Annotated in this window: 17 protein-coding genes and 1 pseudogene; all 18 read right to left on the reverse strand. The window is 60.4% G+C overall.

Going from position 1 to position 16,250, the window contains the following annotated elements:
* Positions 1 to 30 precede the first annotated feature (30 nt).
* The 18 genes and pseudogenes from HMPREF9697_RS04470 to HMPREF9697_RS04545 all read right to left on the reverse strand — a co-directional run bounded on the left by HMPREF9697_RS04470 (position 31) and on the right by HMPREF9697_RS04545 (position 16,233).
* Positions 31 to 921: a ribose-phosphate pyrophosphokinase gene (locus HMPREF9697_RS04470; protein ID WP_002715966.1), complete on the reverse strand. Its 891-nt coding sequence runs from the start codon at positions 919 to 921 to the stop codon at positions 31 to 33.
* On the reverse strand, positions 918 to 2,465 hold the full coding sequence (locus HMPREF9697_RS04475; RefSeq protein WP_244597870.1) for a thymidine phosphorylase family protein: 1,548 nt from the start codon (positions 2,463 to 2,465) through the stop codon (positions 918 to 920). Before HMPREF9697_RS04475 ends, HMPREF9697_RS04470 begins: the two co-directional genes overlap by 4 nt.
* Positions 2,462 to 3,817 (reverse strand): MBL fold metallo-hydrolase RNA specificity domain-containing protein, encoded by a 1,356-nt coding sequence (locus tag HMPREF9697_RS04480; protein WP_002715968.1) that lies wholly within the window; start codon positions 3,815 to 3,817, stop codon positions 2,462 to 2,464. The genes HMPREF9697_RS04475 and HMPREF9697_RS04480 overlap by 4 nt, the downstream gene beginning before the upstream one ends.
* Before the next feature lie 63 nt (positions 3,818 to 3,880).
* Positions 3,881 to 4,207: a CopM family metallochaperone gene (gene copM / locus HMPREF9697_RS04485; protein WP_244597872.1), complete on the reverse strand. Its 327-nt coding sequence runs from the start codon at positions 4,205 to 4,207 to the stop codon at positions 3,881 to 3,883.
* Positions 4,207 to 5,421, reverse strand: coding sequence for an OpgC domain-containing protein (locus HMPREF9697_RS04490; protein WP_002715970.1), 1,215 nt, complete (start codon positions 5,419 to 5,421; stop codon positions 4,207 to 4,209). Before HMPREF9697_RS04490 ends, copM begins: the two co-directional genes overlap by 1 nt.
* A gap of 3 nt (positions 5,422 to 5,424) precedes the next feature.
* A complete protein-coding gene (locus HMPREF9697_RS04495) occupies positions 5,425 to 5,859 on the reverse strand; it encodes a DUF411 domain-containing protein (RefSeq protein WP_115622215.1) in 435 nt (144 codons plus the stop codon).
* 88 nt (positions 5,860 to 5,947) lie between these two features.
* On the reverse strand, positions 5,948 to 9,124 hold the full coding sequence (locus HMPREF9697_RS04500) for an efflux RND transporter permease subunit (RefSeq protein ID WP_002715972.1): 3,177 nt from the start codon (positions 9,122 to 9,124) through the stop codon (positions 5,948 to 5,950).
* Positions 9,121 to 10,548: an efflux RND transporter periplasmic adaptor subunit gene (locus HMPREF9697_RS04505; RefSeq protein WP_002715973.1), complete on the reverse strand. Its 1,428-nt coding sequence runs from the start codon at positions 10,546 to 10,548 to the stop codon at positions 9,121 to 9,123. Before HMPREF9697_RS04505 ends, HMPREF9697_RS04500 begins: the two co-directional genes overlap by 4 nt.
* 80 nt (positions 10,549 to 10,628) lie before the next feature.
* Complete coding sequence (locus HMPREF9697_RS04510) at positions 10,629 to 11,021, reverse strand: FixH family protein (protein WP_002715974.1); 393 nt, start codon at positions 11,019 to 11,021, stop codon at positions 10,629 to 10,631.
* 93 nt (positions 11,022 to 11,114) lie between these two features.
* Positions 11,115 to 11,483: a hypothetical protein gene (locus HMPREF9697_RS04515; RefSeq protein ID WP_002715975.1), complete on the reverse strand. Its 369-nt coding sequence runs from the start codon at positions 11,481 to 11,483 to the stop codon at positions 11,115 to 11,117.
* Positions 11,484 to 11,782: 299 nt separating this feature from the next.
* Positions 11,783 to 11,965: a hypothetical protein gene (locus HMPREF9697_RS21305; protein WP_040307807.1), complete on the reverse strand. Its 183-nt coding sequence runs from the start codon at positions 11,963 to 11,965 to the stop codon at positions 11,783 to 11,785.
* Between the two features lie 314 nt (positions 11,966 to 12,279).
* Positions 12,280 to 12,753, reverse strand: coding sequence for a DUF411 domain-containing protein (locus HMPREF9697_RS04525; RefSeq protein ID WP_002715978.1), 474 nt, complete (start codon positions 12,751 to 12,753; stop codon positions 12,280 to 12,282).
* A 57-nt stretch (positions 12,754 to 12,810) separates the two neighbouring features.
* Positions 12,811 to 13,377, reverse strand: coding sequence for a CopD family protein (locus tag HMPREF9697_RS21410; protein ID WP_002715979.1), 567 nt, complete (start codon positions 13,375 to 13,377; stop codon positions 12,811 to 12,813).
* A gap of 3 nt (positions 13,378 to 13,380) precedes the next feature.
* Entirely contained in the window at positions 13,381 to 13,752 is a 372-nt protein-coding gene (locus HMPREF9697_RS21415; protein ID WP_002715980.1) for a hypothetical protein, read from the reverse strand.
* Positions 13,752 to 14,117: a copper homeostasis periplasmic binding protein CopC gene (copC, locus tag HMPREF9697_RS04535; RefSeq protein ID WP_002715981.1), complete on the reverse strand. Its 366-nt coding sequence runs from the start codon at positions 14,115 to 14,117 to the stop codon at positions 13,752 to 13,754. The genes HMPREF9697_RS21415 and copC overlap by 1 nt, the downstream gene beginning before the upstream one ends.
* A 29-nt stretch (positions 14,118 to 14,146) precedes the next feature.
* Positions 14,147 to 14,263, reverse strand: a pseudogene (locus HMPREF9697_RS20805) (multicopper oxidase domain-containing protein); the annotation flags it as partial.
* A gap of 16 nt (positions 14,264 to 14,279) precedes the next feature.
* Positions 14,280 to 15,476, reverse strand: coding sequence for an OpgC family protein (locus HMPREF9697_RS04540; protein WP_002715982.1), 1,197 nt, complete (start codon positions 15,474 to 15,476; stop codon positions 14,280 to 14,282).
* An 85-nt stretch (positions 15,477 to 15,561) separates the two neighbouring features.
* Positions 15,562 to 16,233, reverse strand: a complete 672-nt coding sequence (locus HMPREF9697_RS04545; protein ID WP_002715983.1) for a GNAT family N-acetyltransferase — start codon at positions 16,231 to 16,233, stop codon at positions 15,562 to 15,564.
* Positions 16,234 to 16,250 lie beyond the last annotated feature (17 nt).

Here is a 16,250-nt window from a genome sequence, read left to right on the forward strand (position 1 = left end):
TGTGGGTCAATAGAATTCCTCCAGGATCGATCAAAGCCAGCAGAGAGCAGCTACTTGCTCCGTGATCGCCTGAGAAAGATCGATACCGTTGGTGTGATGCGGGACCGTGTTCGTGGTGACCACCCGCGCAGCGACTTCAAGTAGCTCCCGCTCGGTGTCAGCTGTGAACAGCCCATGCACTGCGATGCAGACGGGGGCGCCAAATCCTTGTTGTCGCAATTGCCGGGCCGTCTCAATCATGGTGCGGCCGGATGACACGATATCGTCGATGAGGACAGGTGTTTCGTTCCTGAATTCCGTCAGATCGGGGAGTTCTATTTTGACGTTTCGGTCGCCAAAACGCTCCTTGCGCAGGACGCGGTATGGTGAGCGAGCTTGCCCAGCAACGTCACTGACCCACTGTTCGCTTTCGATGTCTGGTCCGATCAGGATCGCAGACTTTTGGTTGTTCAAAAGCCATTCGGCAATTGCCGGCGCCGAATGAACGACGCGCGAGGGAATGGAATAGATTTCGTCCAATGTCCGGTAGCGATGTAGATGCGGGTCTACCGTTACTAAGCCGTCGAAGCTTGACGAGACTCGGCGCGCAAACGAGACCGAAGTAACTGCCTCCCCAGAATGAAAGCGTCGGTCCTGACGCATGTAACAAAGGTACGGCGCCACCAAGACCACCTTTGCAGCACCCAAGTCTCTTGCGGCGTCGGCCGCGAAAACAAGCGGCAGGAATTTTGCGTCCGGCCTATTTAGAGAGCATACGAGGACCACAGTGCGACCGTTCAGCTCATCCTCGAACCGCAGGTACGTCTCCTCATCTGGAAACGATCGCGTTTGCAGGGAGCCCCGCACGACATTGAGGTGTCTGGCGATCGACGTAGCGAGCGCGTCGTTACCCGGCAGCGGTATGACGATTTCCTGGGTCATTCAGCGGTAACCTCGATAATATCAGGATTGGCCGCCGCGTAATCGAGTGCGTAATGGAGCGCCCCAGGCGTTTCTGCATGGAGGATGCAAAGCGGCTCACCCGCGGAAACGCGCGTACCCAGATGGGTTGTGAGGTATACGCCGGCCGCTTTGGATTCCGGGGCGCCTGCGAGTTTCGCCAAGCGGGCAATCTTGCGGTTATCGATGCCCGCCACCAAACCAGAACCCGGGGAAACAAGCGGGTATTGGTGTTTGGCCACAGGCGGCACGCGCATGCCTCCCTGCGCCTCGCATATCCGCTGAAACTTGGCCCAGGCGCGGCCGTCATTCAGCGTAGCCAGCGCGAACGATTGACCGCGCCCCGTCTCGCATACACCGCCGAGTTCGAGGAGCGCGCCGGCCAGAGTGCACGCCCGATCGCGTAACACGAGTGAGGAGTCCGGATTTCCTTGCAGCACCGCGAGGACATCCCGGGCCTCGAGCGCAGGCCCGATGCCCTCTCCAACAGGTTCAGTCCCGTCTGAAACGATTATGCGGGTCTGCACGCCGAATGCGCCGGCTACATCTGAAAGGCGGCTGGCCAATTCCCGCGCGGCGTCCGCGCTCCGGACTTTGGCAGTTGGTCCGACCGGAATATCAAGGACCAAATGAGAGGAACCTGCTGCGATCTTCTTCGAGAGCACTGACGCCACGAGCTGGCCCTCGCTGTCGATGTCGAGTGCGCGCTCGATGCGGATCAGAATATCGTCGGCAGGACTGAGGCGCACCGCGCCGCCCCAGACGATGCAGCCGGCCTCCTTTTCGACGACGCGACGGATGGCCGGCAAGTCGAGGTCGACCGGCGCCAGCGTCTCCATCGTATCGGCTGTCCCGGCAGGGGACGTTATTGCCCGCGACGATGTTTTCGGCATCGTCAACCCATGCGCCGCAACGATCGCAACAACGATCGGAGTGGTGCGATTTCCCGGAAGGCCGCCGACCGAATGCTTGTCGAGAATAGGAGTTTGCGACCAAGTCAGTCTCTCTCCGACATCGACCATGGCTTTCGTGAGCGCAATCGTTTCATCCAGGTCGAGTGGAAACGCGGCACAAGCTGTGATGAACGATGAAAGGTGTACGTCCGAATACGAGCCTTTCACAACGTCGGTTATGATGGCTTGGAGCGACGGCTCGTCGACGCGATTGCCGTAGATGCGGCGACGAACGGCACTCAGAGATTCAACCGGCCTGGGATGGCTGGCATAAACCAAGTCGCCTTCATCCACGCCTAATCGCTCCCAGGCGATCTCCGACAGTCCGGCCTGGTCACTCGCCAGGAGATCTGATTCCACTTGGTGCAGGGTCGCGATGGCCTCGCGCTCACCCGCGCGCAAGAGCACACGCGACTGAGGCGTCAGGCCTTCGGACCGACACACATGACAGTCCGTTCGCATGTAGACCACCGCTTCTTGATGCGTGTGGATGCGGAGCCGGGTGGCCCTGAGTGGGTATGGAGAAGTTCGGTTGACCGAAACCCCTCCTGACAGCGTTTCGATCGCGCTCACAGTTCTGTGCTCTCCAGATGTTTCGGGATGCTGCAAGCCCAGCCCAACTCCTGCTTGATCCTTTGCTTCAGCGCTTCCGCTGCGGTGGGCTCTCCATGGGTGATGAAAGTCATGCGAGGCGCGCGCTCAAATCCTCTGAGCCATCGTACAATTTCGGTCGCATCCGCATGAGCCGAGAACATTGATAGATTTTGCACTTCGGCACGAACTGGAATGTCGCTGCCATGTATGCGGACCGACGATGCGCCGGAAACCATAGCGGCGCCGCGGGTGCCGGCTGCCTGGAACCCCGCGAACAGGATGGTGCTCTTCGGATCGGGCGCGTAGCTCTTGAGGTGATGGAGGACCCTGCCGCCGGTAGCCATCCCGCTTGCTGAAATGATGACCTTCGGAACAGGATTTGCGGTCAGCGCCTTGGAATCTTCCGTGCTGCGGACGTAGGACGCCACATCACAAGAGGTCCGGCATTCGTGCTCGGAAAGCCGATGGTCCTGCAAGTGACGGCAGAGGAGTTCGCTCGCATCCACCGCCATCGGGCTGTCCAGGAACACCGGGACATTCCCCAAGCGCCCGGAATCTTTCAGGCGGCGGAACCAGTACAGAAGGCTCTGAGCGCGGCCGACCGCGAATGCGGGTATGATCACGGTTCCGCCGCGGGTGATCGTGCGCGCCACGATTTCCTCCAAGGCAGCGGCCGGATCGATCCTGTCGTGCAATCTGTCGCCATAGGTGGATTCCACGACGAGGTAATCGGCTCGCCTGACCGGTGTCGGATCGTGGAGGATCGGATCATCGTACCGGCCGAGGTCGCCGGAGAAAACAATCGATAGATCGCTTGAGGCAACCTGAACGGAACAGGCGCCGAGGATGTGGCCGGTACGACGGGGGGTAACCGAGACGTGCGCGCCGAGCGCATGCTCTTCATCAATCGAGAGAGGTTTGAAGTGGCTGAGCGCAGCACGCGCATCACGCTCGGTGTACAGCGGCAACGCAGGCTTGTGCTTCGAATAGCCGTGCCTGTTGGCAAACTCCGCGTCCTTCTCCTGCAGATAACCGGAGTCTGGCAAGAGAATCTCGCACAAATCAGCCGTCGCGGATGAGCAATAGATCGGGCCGCGGAAGCCGTTCCTGACCAGAAGCGGCAAGTAGCCCGAATGATCGATGTGGGCGTGTGTCAGCAGGACCGCGTCGATGGTTTTTGGATCGATCGGGAGGCGTTCCCAGTTGCGGAGCCGCAGCGGCTTTTGTCCTTGAAATAGACCGCAGTCCACGAGCCAGCGCTGCCCTGGGCTCTCCAACAGATACTTGGAGCCGGTGACTGTGCCAGCTGCACCTAAAAAAGTAAGTTTCATGTTCGTACAAGCTCCTCCCCAATTCGTGGGCTGCCCGAAATAAGCCGGGCAGCCCGATTGCGCTTAGCGGGCGTTTTTCTTGAGCCACTCCTGCATCTCGGAGATTTCGCGCTGCTGATCGCGAATGACGTCGCTGGCCCACTTCTTCGTTTGATCGTCTTTCCCGTATTGCAAGACGACCTTGGCCATATCGATCGCGCCCTGGTGATGCGGGATCATCCCGCGGACGAATGCGACATCCGGATCACTCGCCTGCAGACCCTCCGTCATCGGGCCATGCATGCGCTCGGCCGCTTCCATGTAGGCCTTCGTCGCCGCGGACTGAGTGGCAGGCTGCGCTTGCATGCCGGCCATCGCGCCGCCCATATGGCCCCGCATCATCTGCTGCATCATGGACATGCAGTTCTGCCGCATGTTCTGCATCCTGGCCGGATTGAACCATCACCTGACGCCGGCCGATCGATTTCTTTGGACCAACTGCGGTAGTAAGCGACGGCAACCATGATCAAAATCCCGCACGTTCCGACGATGAGCTCGACGATGACCCCGTCGGAGGTTGTGATCAGAACCAGATGTGCGACGAAGGAAAGAAAGATGCCGACGCAAAACACTTCAAGCGACTGCTGACCACACTTGATGAGGGGCCGGAGGAGCGGCCACGTAAGCGCCGGCCAATTGCGAGGAACGAGGTTAACCGCCAGCACCAGTAGCGCCAACAGGTGAACCACACGATAGGGAGCAAGATAAGTCTTCTCGTTGGGCACGAAAAGCACCCTGAGTTCAATCGGAACGAGCGGCTGCAAGGCAGGCAGTGAATCTGACAGGGTCACCAACAAGGCGAAGACGACGAAAGTCACACTGCCTATCATGGCTATTGGCGACGACGCGATTCGCTGAAGCCGCCGACCGCCACTCAGTGCGAGCCATCCCCCCAACATGAACAGAAGCTGCCAGGTGAAGGGATCGAAATACCAGTATCCGCGTGGATACGAAGTGAGATTCCACTGGAAGCGACGTGCGACAAAATAAAGTGCAACAGAACCGAGCATAGTCATGTCCGGCCAGCGCAATAGCAGCCAGAGTGCGAACGGGAAGGCAGACATCAAGACGATGTAGAGAGGGAGAACGTCGAGGTTCAACGGCTTGAATCGAAGCGTCATAGCTTGGACAAGCGTATCGACAGGATCGTCCATCAGGCCTGCGACGTTGAACTGATCCATGAGATGACCGAGATCCCATTGATGGGCGACGTAGTGGATCGTGGCGGTATAGAACAGGAAGAGCAGCATTTGCGCGACATAGAGTTGCCAAGCGCGCTTCCACAGGCGGGTAGCACCAACAACGAACCCGCGTTTGATCATCATTCGGGAATAGACCAGGGTGGCCGTATAGCCCGAGATGAACACAAAAAGATCGGCGCCGTCGCTGAACCCGTAATTCCGACTGGTGAACCACGTCAGCAGGCTGTCCGGAACGTGGCCGAGGAAAATCAGCCAATTCGCCAGCCCTCGGAACAGGTCAAGCCGCAGATCACGCTGCTTTTCACCCAAATCGGAAAATTTCTGCATTGCTTGCCCGGTGCCGTGTGAACCGATGATCACCACCCGCTACTCCTCGGCCGCAACCACGCCCTTGAAACGCATGAACGGCTTGTGGCCCTCCGATCCGAACAGGACCACACTATAAGGCTGCGGATTTGCGGCTTCCATGCCGGGTGATCCAGCCGGCATGCCCAGCACGGCAAGACCTCTCGCTTTCGGACGCTCGGATAGCAGGCGTCGAATCGCCTGTGCCGGCACGTGGCCTTCCAGCAGATATCCGGCAATCTCCGCCGTGTGACACGCCGCCAGCTCCGCGGGGACGCCGAGACGGTTCCTGACCAGCGCGAGCTCCGAGGTCTCTTCCACTCGTATCGAGAACCCCGCGTCGCGAACATGTTGAACCCAGCCCGAGCAGCATCCACAGTTGGGATCCTTATGCACTGTGATGCTGACTTCGTCCGCAACCGCCGCCGCGGGTGCTCCAACCGCAATGGCGAGCATTAGCTTCACAAGTGATCTCCGCGTGATTAAGGGAGCGCCGGGCTTTGCCAGTGTCATGGTCTGTTCTCTTCGGTCCCGATCATTTGTCCTATGCAGCTTTCGAAACATCCTGCGTGTCGCCGACCGATGAGGTCCCTGCGGGCACACTGGCATCGCGGGCAAGCCCACGCCCTTTCACCAGGCCGAAAATTGCCGGGATCACGATGAGCGTGAGCAACGTGGACGAAATCATGCCGCCGATCATCGGCACGGCGATGCGCTGCATGATTTCGGACCCGGTGCCTGTGCTCCACATGATAGGCAACAGGCCCGCCATGATGGCGACCACGGTCATCATCTTGGGACGCACCCGCTCGACGGCGCCTTCCATGATGGCATCGTGGAGGTCCTGCTGTGTGAACGTGCGCCCCTCTCCGGCCCGCTTCGCCTTCATCGCGGTAAGCGCGTGATCCAGGTAGATCAGCATGACGACGCCGGTCTCGGCGGCGACGCCGGCAAGCGCGATGAAACCGACCACGACCGCGACCGACAGGTTGAAGTCGAGCCACCACATCATCCAGAGGCCACCGACCAGTGCGAACGGCAGCGACAGCATCACGATCAGGGTTTCCGTCATCGCCCTGAAATTCAGGTACAGCAGCAGAAAAACGATCGTGAGCGTCACCGGCACGACGGTCCTCAGGCGGGCGGCGGCCCGCTGCAGAGATTCGTACTGGCCGCTCCAGACGACGTAGTAGCCGGCGGGAAACTGGATGCTTTGGCTGACCGCTACTTGCGCGTCGGCGACGTAGCTGCCGATGTCGCGATCCCTGATGTCGACATAGATGTAGGTCGCAAGCTGGCCGTTCTCGGTCCGGATGGAGGTGGGGCCACGCGCCGGCTCGACCTTGGCCACCTCGCCGAGGGGCACGGCACCACCGGCCGGCATCGGCACCAGGATGTCACTGGCGATGGCGTTCGGATTGTCGCGGAGATCCCGCGGGTAGCGCATGTTCACCGTGAACCGCTGCCGCCCCTCCACCGTCGTGGTAACCGTCTGGCCACCGAGGGCAGCGGCGATGGTGTCCTGCACGTCCTGGATCAGGATCCCGTAGCGGGCCAGCGCCTCGCGGTCCGGGACGATCTCAAGATAGTATCCGCCGATGCCGCGTTCGGCGTAGGCCGACGAGGTGCCGGGAACGGTCTTGATCACGCGCTCGATCTGCTTGGCCAACCGGTCGATCTCGGCGAGATCCGTGCCCATCACCTTGACGCCGACCGGGGTACGGATGCCCGTCGACAGCATGTCGGTGCGCGCCTTGATCGGCATGGTCCAGGCATTGGAGACGCCCGGGAATTGAAGCGCCTTGTCCATCTCCGCGATGAGGCTGTCGACGGTGACGCCGGGACGCCACTGCTCCCTAGGCTTCAGGTTCACGACGGTCTCGAACATCTCGGTCGGCGCCGGATCGGTCGCGGTGGCCGCCCGTCCCGCCTTGCCGTAGACGGATGCAACCTCGGGAAAGGACCTGATGATCCTGTCCTGCGTCTGCATCAGTTCGGCAGCCTTGGTGATCGAAATCCCGGGCAGTGTGGTCGGCATGTAGAGCAGCGTCCCCTCGTTCAGTGTCGGCATGAACTCTGTGCCGAGCTGCCGGGCCGGCCAGACGGTGATGGCGAGTACGACCACAGCGGCCAGGATGACGAGTGTCTTGGCGCGCAGCACGCCCTTGATTACCGGGCGGTAGATCCAGATCAGGAAGCGGTTGATGAAGTTCTTGCTCTCCGGGATGATCCTACCGCGGACGAAGATGACCATCAGCGCAGGCACCAGGGTGACGGACAGCAGAGCCGCAGCGGCCATCGAAAAGGTCTTGGTGAACGCCAGCGGACTGAACAATCGGCCCTCCTGCGATTCCAGGGTGAAGATCGGCATGAAGGAAACCGTGATGATCAGCAGACTGAAGAACAGTGCAGGGCCGACTTCCGACGCCGCGTCGATCAGGATCTGGACGCGGGACTGATCCGGCCCAGCCCGCTCGAGATGCTTGTGCGCGTTCTCGATCATGACGATGGCGGCGTCCACCATGGCGCCGATCGCGATCGCGATTCCTCCCAGGCTCATGATGTTCGATCCCAGCCCGAGCAGCTTCATGGCGCCGAACGCCATCAGCACGCCAACCGGCAGCATCAAGATGGCAACGAGGGCGCTGCGGACGTGCAGCAGGAACACGATGCAGACGAGCGCGACCACGACGCTCTCCTCGAGCAGCGTGTGCTTGAGCGTATCGATCGCCGCATAGATCAGATTGGATCGGTCGTAGACGGGGACGATCTCGACCGATTTCGGCACGCTGCTGGCGATCTCCTTGAACCGCTTCTTGACGTTCTCGATGACGTCGAGGGCGTTGACGCCGAAACGCTGGAGCACGATGCCGCTTGCGACTTCGCCCTCGCCGTTCAGCTCGGCGATGCCGCGCCGCTCGTCCGGCCCGAGCTCAACCTTGGCAACGTCCCGCAGCAACACCGGCGTGCCGTTGCTGCTCTTCAGAACGATGTTGCCGAGATCGTTGATGCTCTTGATGTAGCCTTTGCCGCGGATGACGTATTCGAACTCCGAGAGCTCGACGGTCCGTCCACCGACATCGGCATTGCTGGCGCGGATCGCCTCGCGGATCTTCTGCATGCTGATGCCGCGGTCGCGCATCCGTTGCGGGTCGAGGACCACGTTGTACTGCTTGACGAAACCGCCGATGCTGGCGACCTCGGCCACGCCTTCAGCCTTCGCCAACGCGAATTTTAGGTTCCAGTCCTGAAGCGTGCGCGTTTCCGCCAGGTTCAATTCCTTGGACAGGACGGCATACTGGTAGACCCAGCCGACGCCGGTGGCGTCCGGCCCGATTGTCGGGGTAACGCCGGCCGGAAGCCGCGAAGTCGCACTGTTCAGGAACTCCATGACACGCGAGCGGGCCCAGTAGATGTCCGTTCCGTCCTCGAAGATGACGTAAACGAACGACGCGCCGAAGAAGGAGAACCCCCGCACCACCTTCGATTTCGGCACCGTCAGCATCGCCGTCGTCAGCGGATACGTGACCTGGTCCTCGATGACCTGCGGCGCCTGTCCGGGATATTCGGTGTACACGATCACCTGCGTGTCGGAGAGGTCCGGGATAGCATCGAGCGGAAGGTGAACCAGCGCGTAGAGGCCCGCGGCTGTAGCGAAGCCGGTGCCCAACAGCACCAGAAGCAGGTTGCGCGCAGACCAGGCGATGATGCGGGCGATCATTGGTGCTCTCCCATCGCGTGGCCGACATCGGCGGGAGCTTGAGATCCAGCCTCAGCGAAACCCTTCAGCGCCGCCTTCAGATTGCTTTCCGCATCGATCAGGAAGTTCGCGGAGGTGACCACCGCCTCGCCGGCTGCAAGGCCGTCCCGCACCTCGATGTAGCCGCCGCCGCGGCGGCCGAGCTTCACTTCCCGCGGTTCGTAGCGACCGTCGCCTTTGTCGACGAGGACGGCCTGCCGGCTCCCGGTGTCGAGCACCGAACTATCGGCGACCGCCAGAACGGGTGCGGAATCGGCGGTGTCGATCTCGGCGTCAACGTACATGTCCGGCAGAAGCGCGAAGTCCGGGTTGGCCAATTCGACCCGGACGCGCGCCGTGCGCGTGTCCCGATTCACCTGAGGATAGATGACCGCAATCTTTCCGGAAAAGGTGCGGCCGGGGAAGCTTCGCGCACGGATGGTCACCGGCTGACCGACCGAGATGTTGCCGAGATCGCGCTCGGCCACATCGACGAGGGCCCAGACCACCGAGATGTCGGCGATCCGAAACAGCACGTCCCCAGGATTGGCCCTCATGCCTTCGATCGCGTTGCGTTCGAGCACGATGCCGTCGCGTGGTGCCGACCATTGCACCGTGACCGGGGCGACGTGAGACTTTTCTATCGCGGTGATGACCGGTTCCGGAACATCTAGATTCATCAGCCGCTGGCGAGAACCGCGACCGTAAAACTCGATGCCACCCACAATTTTCGAGTTGATGGTGGAAAGATATTCCGCTGCCGCGGAAGCAATTGTGGAACTATAGATCTCCATCAGCGGCTGATCTGCCTTCACGCGGGTGCCGGTGGTCACGTCGGCGACCTTCTGCACGAAGCTCTCGGAACGCATCGCGATCACTGAGACGCGGCGTTCGTCGAGCTGGATCGTACCAGGCGCCTTCACGGCGACGCGGATGCTGTGCCGCTCGACGGGCTCGGATTTCACGCCGGTGCGCTGGATCTTGCCCGGCGAAAGCTTCACCATACCGTCATCGACGTCATCGCCTTCATAGACGGGAACATAGTTCATCCCCATCGGGTCCTTCTTCGGCACCGGCGAGGTGTCGGGCAGGCCCATGGGATTTCGGTAGTAGAGAATCTTGCGCGCGGAATCCGCTTGCTGTTTTGGCTTTGCGGGCTCGGCGGCGGCTTGATCATCCTCGTAGACGGGCAAGTAGTCCCGCCCGTGATCATCCTTCTTCGAGCCTGCGGACCACAGCGGCGCGCCACTCGGATCACGGTAATAGAGCGGAGTCCGGTCCACGGCGACCGCAGCCGTGGTTGCACCGACAAGAGCGGGCCAACGCCCGCCGTTCGAGTACCAATAGGCGCCCAGAGCCAGGCCACCGCCTAGCGCGAGAGTTGTCAGGAGACGCAGCGTTTTCATGGCGTGTATCGCGCGCCGGAGAGCGCGCGTCCTATGAATGGAAAAGGGATATCGGGCACCGTCAGGCGGTGCCCGAACGCTTACTTCGTCGCCTTGACGATCACCCTGCCGGTGACGGTCTCGGACTCGCCCTGCACCTTCGCGGACAGCGTGACCTGGTAGCGGCCAGCCATCGGCAGGTCCGTCTTGAAGGCGTATACGCCCGGCTCCTTCGACGGCAACGGCGCCACCGGCGACTCCATTTCGGCCATCCCGTCAGGGGCCATGTCGACGCGGGTCTTGAAGATCACCGCGTCCGGCACCGGCTTGCCGGTCTGCTTGTTGGTCAACCGAACGCCGAGCGTGACGTCGTCGCCCTTCTTCATCTCCGGATTGACCGTCTCGAACGAATAGTCGCCGGCACCTGCAATGGCTGCGAAAGCGGCAAGCGAAAGGGTGGCGGCTAGAGCCGCGGTACTGAATTTGGAAAACATTGTCCTGTCCTCATGATCTGATCTCGTGGCGCACTGGAGGCGCACGTCGGTTGTCGTCGCGAGCAAGCGTGCTGCGCGTCGGCTGTCGCGAGATCAGACTCGAGGAGGTCGGAAGGGAGGACTGCCGCTGTGGACCGTGACCACCTGGTCGGCGGGAATGGCAATTGTGGTGGCCACGATCGCGAGAGGTTCGAAAGCAACGGCGCGGACGACGCCTAGTGCATTGGTCCCGCCGATGCAGCAGAAGCCCATCCCGCACTTGTAGCCATCCTTGTGTGAGGTCGATCCCTTCACGTCATCCGGACAGCAATCGTCCATCGACATGCCGCCGTGATCCACCATGTGCATGGTGGCCTGCATGTCGTCCGACGACATCCTGCGGCCGGCGGCAGATGCGCCCATCGGCAACAGCGCCAACGAGGCCGCAATGGCGAGTGCCAGGATGGTGCGGAAAAGCCGCATAAGATTTAGCTACCTACCTTGATCTGCACGGCGGCGAAGACGGCCGCCACATAATTGTATTTGATACTATAATTCGCGCCGACGAGGAGTCTTTGACCCAGGTCAAGTATCCGTGACATCACAGCGCGTCGTGCCACAGCGATCGTCGCGGTAGTCACTTTCTTTTGGTTCACGATTGGATCTCCTCTTGAGCGAGTCGCTTAGCTTTTTGCGACGGGTTACGCTAATATCTGGTTTGCTAAGCTACCCATCGGTCATCTGCGCAATCTCACCAACCGCATCGATCCTTCCTATGGAATTTACATTTTCGGCTGGCCAATCACACAAACATTGATGTTGGCGCAACCGAGCATGAATGTCTGGTCGCTGACACTGCTTTCGCCTATATTGGCCATGGCTGTCGCACTTCCATCATGGCTCTCCATCGAGCGACCGGCCATGCGCGCTCGCAAAACCATCTCGATTTTAATCGAATCGCGCATTGACCGTCTTCGTCAGCGACTCAAATCAAAATCCCTGGTGGGGGAGATGGCGCGACATACAAGGTCGATGCAGCCGATTACCGACCAGTAAGCCGGACCAGGTTATTGACTGCGCGTACGCGATCTCTGCCCGTTCGTTCGCTGGTACATTCAACATCAGCGTCATTACGGCGCCCGCGATCACAGAGCATGGCGAGGACGCGCTTGGCGGGCCACGCCTGTGCAGACAGGTTAAAGTTTAAGACAAACGTCCGGCTAAAATCCATACTGCCGAATGCAGGCGAACGGCCATCGAGAACATCGTATTGGCCACTTCAACCGACGGGGCCCATGCCTTCGAATTTCATATAGGTACGTCGACTATTAGGTCCGAAGAGAACCACTGCGTAGCGTTCGGGCTTGCCGCCCTCCATGCCGGGCGACCCCACTGGCATTCCCGGAACCGCCACGCCTGTCGCAACGGGACGCTCCTTCAGCAAGCGCTGAATGGCCGTCGCCGGAACATGTCCCTCGATGACGTATCCGCCCGCTTCGGCCGTATGGCATGCGGCCAGATCGCTCGGGACGCCCCAGCGCTTCCGGATGATCCGGGGGTCGGTGTCTTCCTGAACCGCGACGCCGAACCCCGTAGCTTCCAGATGACGCACCCACCCCGAGCAGCAACCGCAACTCGGATCCTTGTAAACACGGATGATAATGCTCTGTGCCGCCTCAGAAACCGTCGGAGCAATCAAGGCCGCCGCGACAAGTCCGAGCGCGCTCCGTCGCGTTACGTCACCTATATTCATCTTGATCCTCCTTTCAAGCCTATCGCCTTCATCGCAATCATCCCTTTCGTACATCGATCATGACAGTCCTGCAGCCGGCTGCATCGTGCCGAGGATACTTACCGCCAGGAGAACCGCGTATCCCAAAAACTGCTCACCGAGCACGTGACGGCGCAGCCTTGTGGACCAGATGGCCAATTCACCTGCCGTACCCGTTCGGAGCACGCTCATCGACGGCACGAGCCAGAACCGGTTCGCGACCGCGAGCGCGAGCATTCCGCCGAACAGGGCAAGCTTCCCGAGAAGGATTTGGCCGTACGGCGTGTTCAGCAATCCGGACAACGATCCGACCAGAAACCAGCTGTTGACGAGGCCCGACCCGATCAAGGTGGCGACCGCGACATATCCCATGCCGGAGAACCGCATCAGAATTCGATCCATGTCCTTCGGTCCGATGTTCAGGTCCGTCCCGAGATCACGATGCAGGATCAACGCCAACGGAATGAGGCCGCCGAGCCAGGCTCCAGCGGCGAGGAGGTGCGCGGCGTCGGCAACAACGTGCATGACGCCAGCCCACCCGTCCTCGATCTGGGCGTGCCCCGTCCCGGCCAGCGATACAAAAAGAAGCGCGGCGAGGAGTGGCATCATCTAATTCCGGCGATGCGCCGCCGCCTTCGAACGGAGACCCCTTGCCGCGACGCCAACCGTAAGAACCGCGAGAAGCATGCGCAGCGTCCAGACCTGACCGAAAACCGTGTCGTGGACGACCGCCCACACCGCCTCCGCATCGACCAGATCGCTTATGCTGCCGCTCATGTTCGCGGCCGCAAACGCGAACCAGCAAAGGCCGCTGAACAGCGCCGCAACGGCAGTCCACAACAGCCATCTGTGCCGCCAGCGGCCCAAGACGTCCGGTTCGGCTCCCGCGAACGCATAGAGCGGAAACAACGATAGCCCCGCGAGCGTCGTCGTCGCCAGATAATGCAAGAACCGTGCGATGATAAGCCAGGCCTCGATCATCAGCGGGTCACGCTGAACGAATAAGTCCCCCTGACGCGGTGGGTATCGTCCGAGACGGCGTGCCAGTCGACCTTGTACTCGCCGGGAGACAATTCCTCTTTCAGCGGCACCACCAGGCGCTTCTTGTCGGCTGGATCCGTCTGGGATTTACCGGTCGCAATCGCCCGGCCCGCCTTGTCCTTGATCTCGATGCCGGAGAATTTCGGTATCACCACTTCGTTGAAAGTGATCCTGATCTGCTTGGGCGCAGTCGTCGCTGCTCCTACGGCAGGTTCGGAGGTCTCGAGTTGCGGATGAGCAAGGGCAGCTCCGCTTGAAAAGATTGCTGCGAGCAATGCAATGATAGCCGTTGAAGTCTTCGACATTTGTTTTCCTGTTGCGGTGAAGCGGAGGTTCATTTCACGTCGAGAACGAGCATCAGGCCTCCGCCGCCCTGCTGCTCGACATTGTTGTTCGCGGTGTGATGCGGGATGTGGCAATGCACGAACCACTTGCCGGGCTTGCGCGATGACCGGTGGGTGCATCATTCATCCTCCCTTTTCCGGCCGATTGCAGCGCGCGACCGATGCCCTGGGAGAACGCACGTCAAGAGTTCGGGACCACGTCCGATAGAGCGCGACGGCCGTCATCAGTAAAATTCCGCCAATGCTCACTCCAATTTGGGTAAGCAGACGGTCCGAATACATCTCCAGAATGAAATGCCCGACGAACGACAGGAAAATCCCTGTGCAGAATACTTCTAAAGATCTCTGCCCGCACACTATGGCCGGGCGGGCCAATTTCGAATCGAGACCTTTCCAGTTTCGTGGAACGAGGCGAACCACGATCACGGCAAGTGCCAGAAAATGAAGGATTCTATAGGGAGCGAGATTCGTTTTCTCACTGAGAACATCGAACATAGGCAACAACGTCGATAACCCAAGGCGAGCGCCGACCGTCACAACGAACGCGAAGACCACGAAAGCCACGCTCGCGGTCAGGATCATTCGGGAGCGAGCCAACGCCTGTGCCCGAGAGGCGCCGCCCAATGCCGCCCAAGCGCCCATCGTGAACAGAAGCTGCCATGTGAACGGATTGAAGTACCAGCCGCCAGATGGATGCGCAGGGAAATTCCAGCCGAAATGACGCGCCAGCACATAGACCGTGATTGCCGCAGCCAGCGCCGCGTTCGGAGCCCGCATCATCAGCATCAGCAACGGTGCAAATCCAGCCATCAGAACGATGTACAATGGCAGGACGTCCAAGTTGAGTGGCTTGAACCTGAGAAGGAGTCCCTGCGTAAGCGTCGCCACCGGTTGCTCGATCAATCCGGCCACGTTGAATTCATCCAGAAGGTGGGAATGTCCGTAGTCTTGCGCCACATACCCGATGGCCGCGGCGTAGAACACAAACAACAAGATATGCGCCACATAAAGTTGCCAAACGCGGCGGATCAGCAGGGCCGTCCCCGCGAGGTATCCCTGCGCGGCCATCCTGCGTGCATAGATGAACGCGGCGGTATACCCGGAAATGAACACGAAAACGTCCGCCGCATCGCTGAAGCCGTAGTTTCGCGTGGTCACCCAAGCAACCAAGTTGTTCGGAATGTGATCCAGGAAGATCGCCCAGTTCGCCAACCCGCGGAACAGATCCAGCCGGAGGTCACGCTTGGAGGGTGACGTTTCCTTTGCGATCGGTCTCTCCGTTGACATCGATACGGGCGGACGGGGCATGGCAAGGCTCATCGCAATCCTTCCGACCTGTCGCGATCGCGTTCTGTTTCAGTCGTCGCCGCCGCAGAGCGCGCGCCGAACAATGCCGTCTCAATGATCATCGCAGGTTCAATCTGAAAAGGAGGCTTCCGCCGACGTGAGGAAGTTCGGGATGCCACGGTATGTTTGCTCGCCGGACGCTCCGGAACCCGAGCACCCGGTAGAAGGCTATCGCGCGCGTGTTGTCGGCCCAGACGTGAAGCGTGACCGATCGAAAACCTTGCCGCTTCGCCTCCGCGATGACCGCTTCAACTAGACGAACGCCGACGCCTTTCCTGCGCCAAGCCGGATTCACGGCTATGTTGTTGAGCAGATAGCTGCGTGAATCGTTCAATCGGGTCCGCGCCTCCAAATGTTCCTCGCGCGCCGTCAATGTCATGCTTCGGTCATTGTCAATGATACGCGCTGGAAATGCATTCGCGAGTCCGATGACCTTGCCGTTTGATTCAGCTGCGAGGCAGTTTCGGTACGAAAAGAGGCCGGTCTCACTCGCAATCATCTTGCAATAGATCGCCCGGGCATCCGCCGTCGGATCGATCCCCCTTGCAATGAACGCCAGCGTCTCTCCTCCTGCGATATCCGCCAGAACGGCAAGCGCATCACTGTCGGTCGCCATCGCCTTCCGGACTACCAAACTGAAACTGGTAACGTTCCCTGCCCCCCAGGCTCCAACGGTACCGCCTTGGGATGAACCTGCATTCGGTTCGTGCCAGATGTCGCCCTTGGTCATTGGCGACTCCATTGTGC

It is taken from the genome of Afipia felis ATCC 53690 (genome assembly GCF_000314735.2).
Taxonomy (GTDB): domain Bacteria; phylum Pseudomonadota; class Alphaproteobacteria; order Rhizobiales; family Xanthobacteraceae; genus Afipia; species Afipia felis.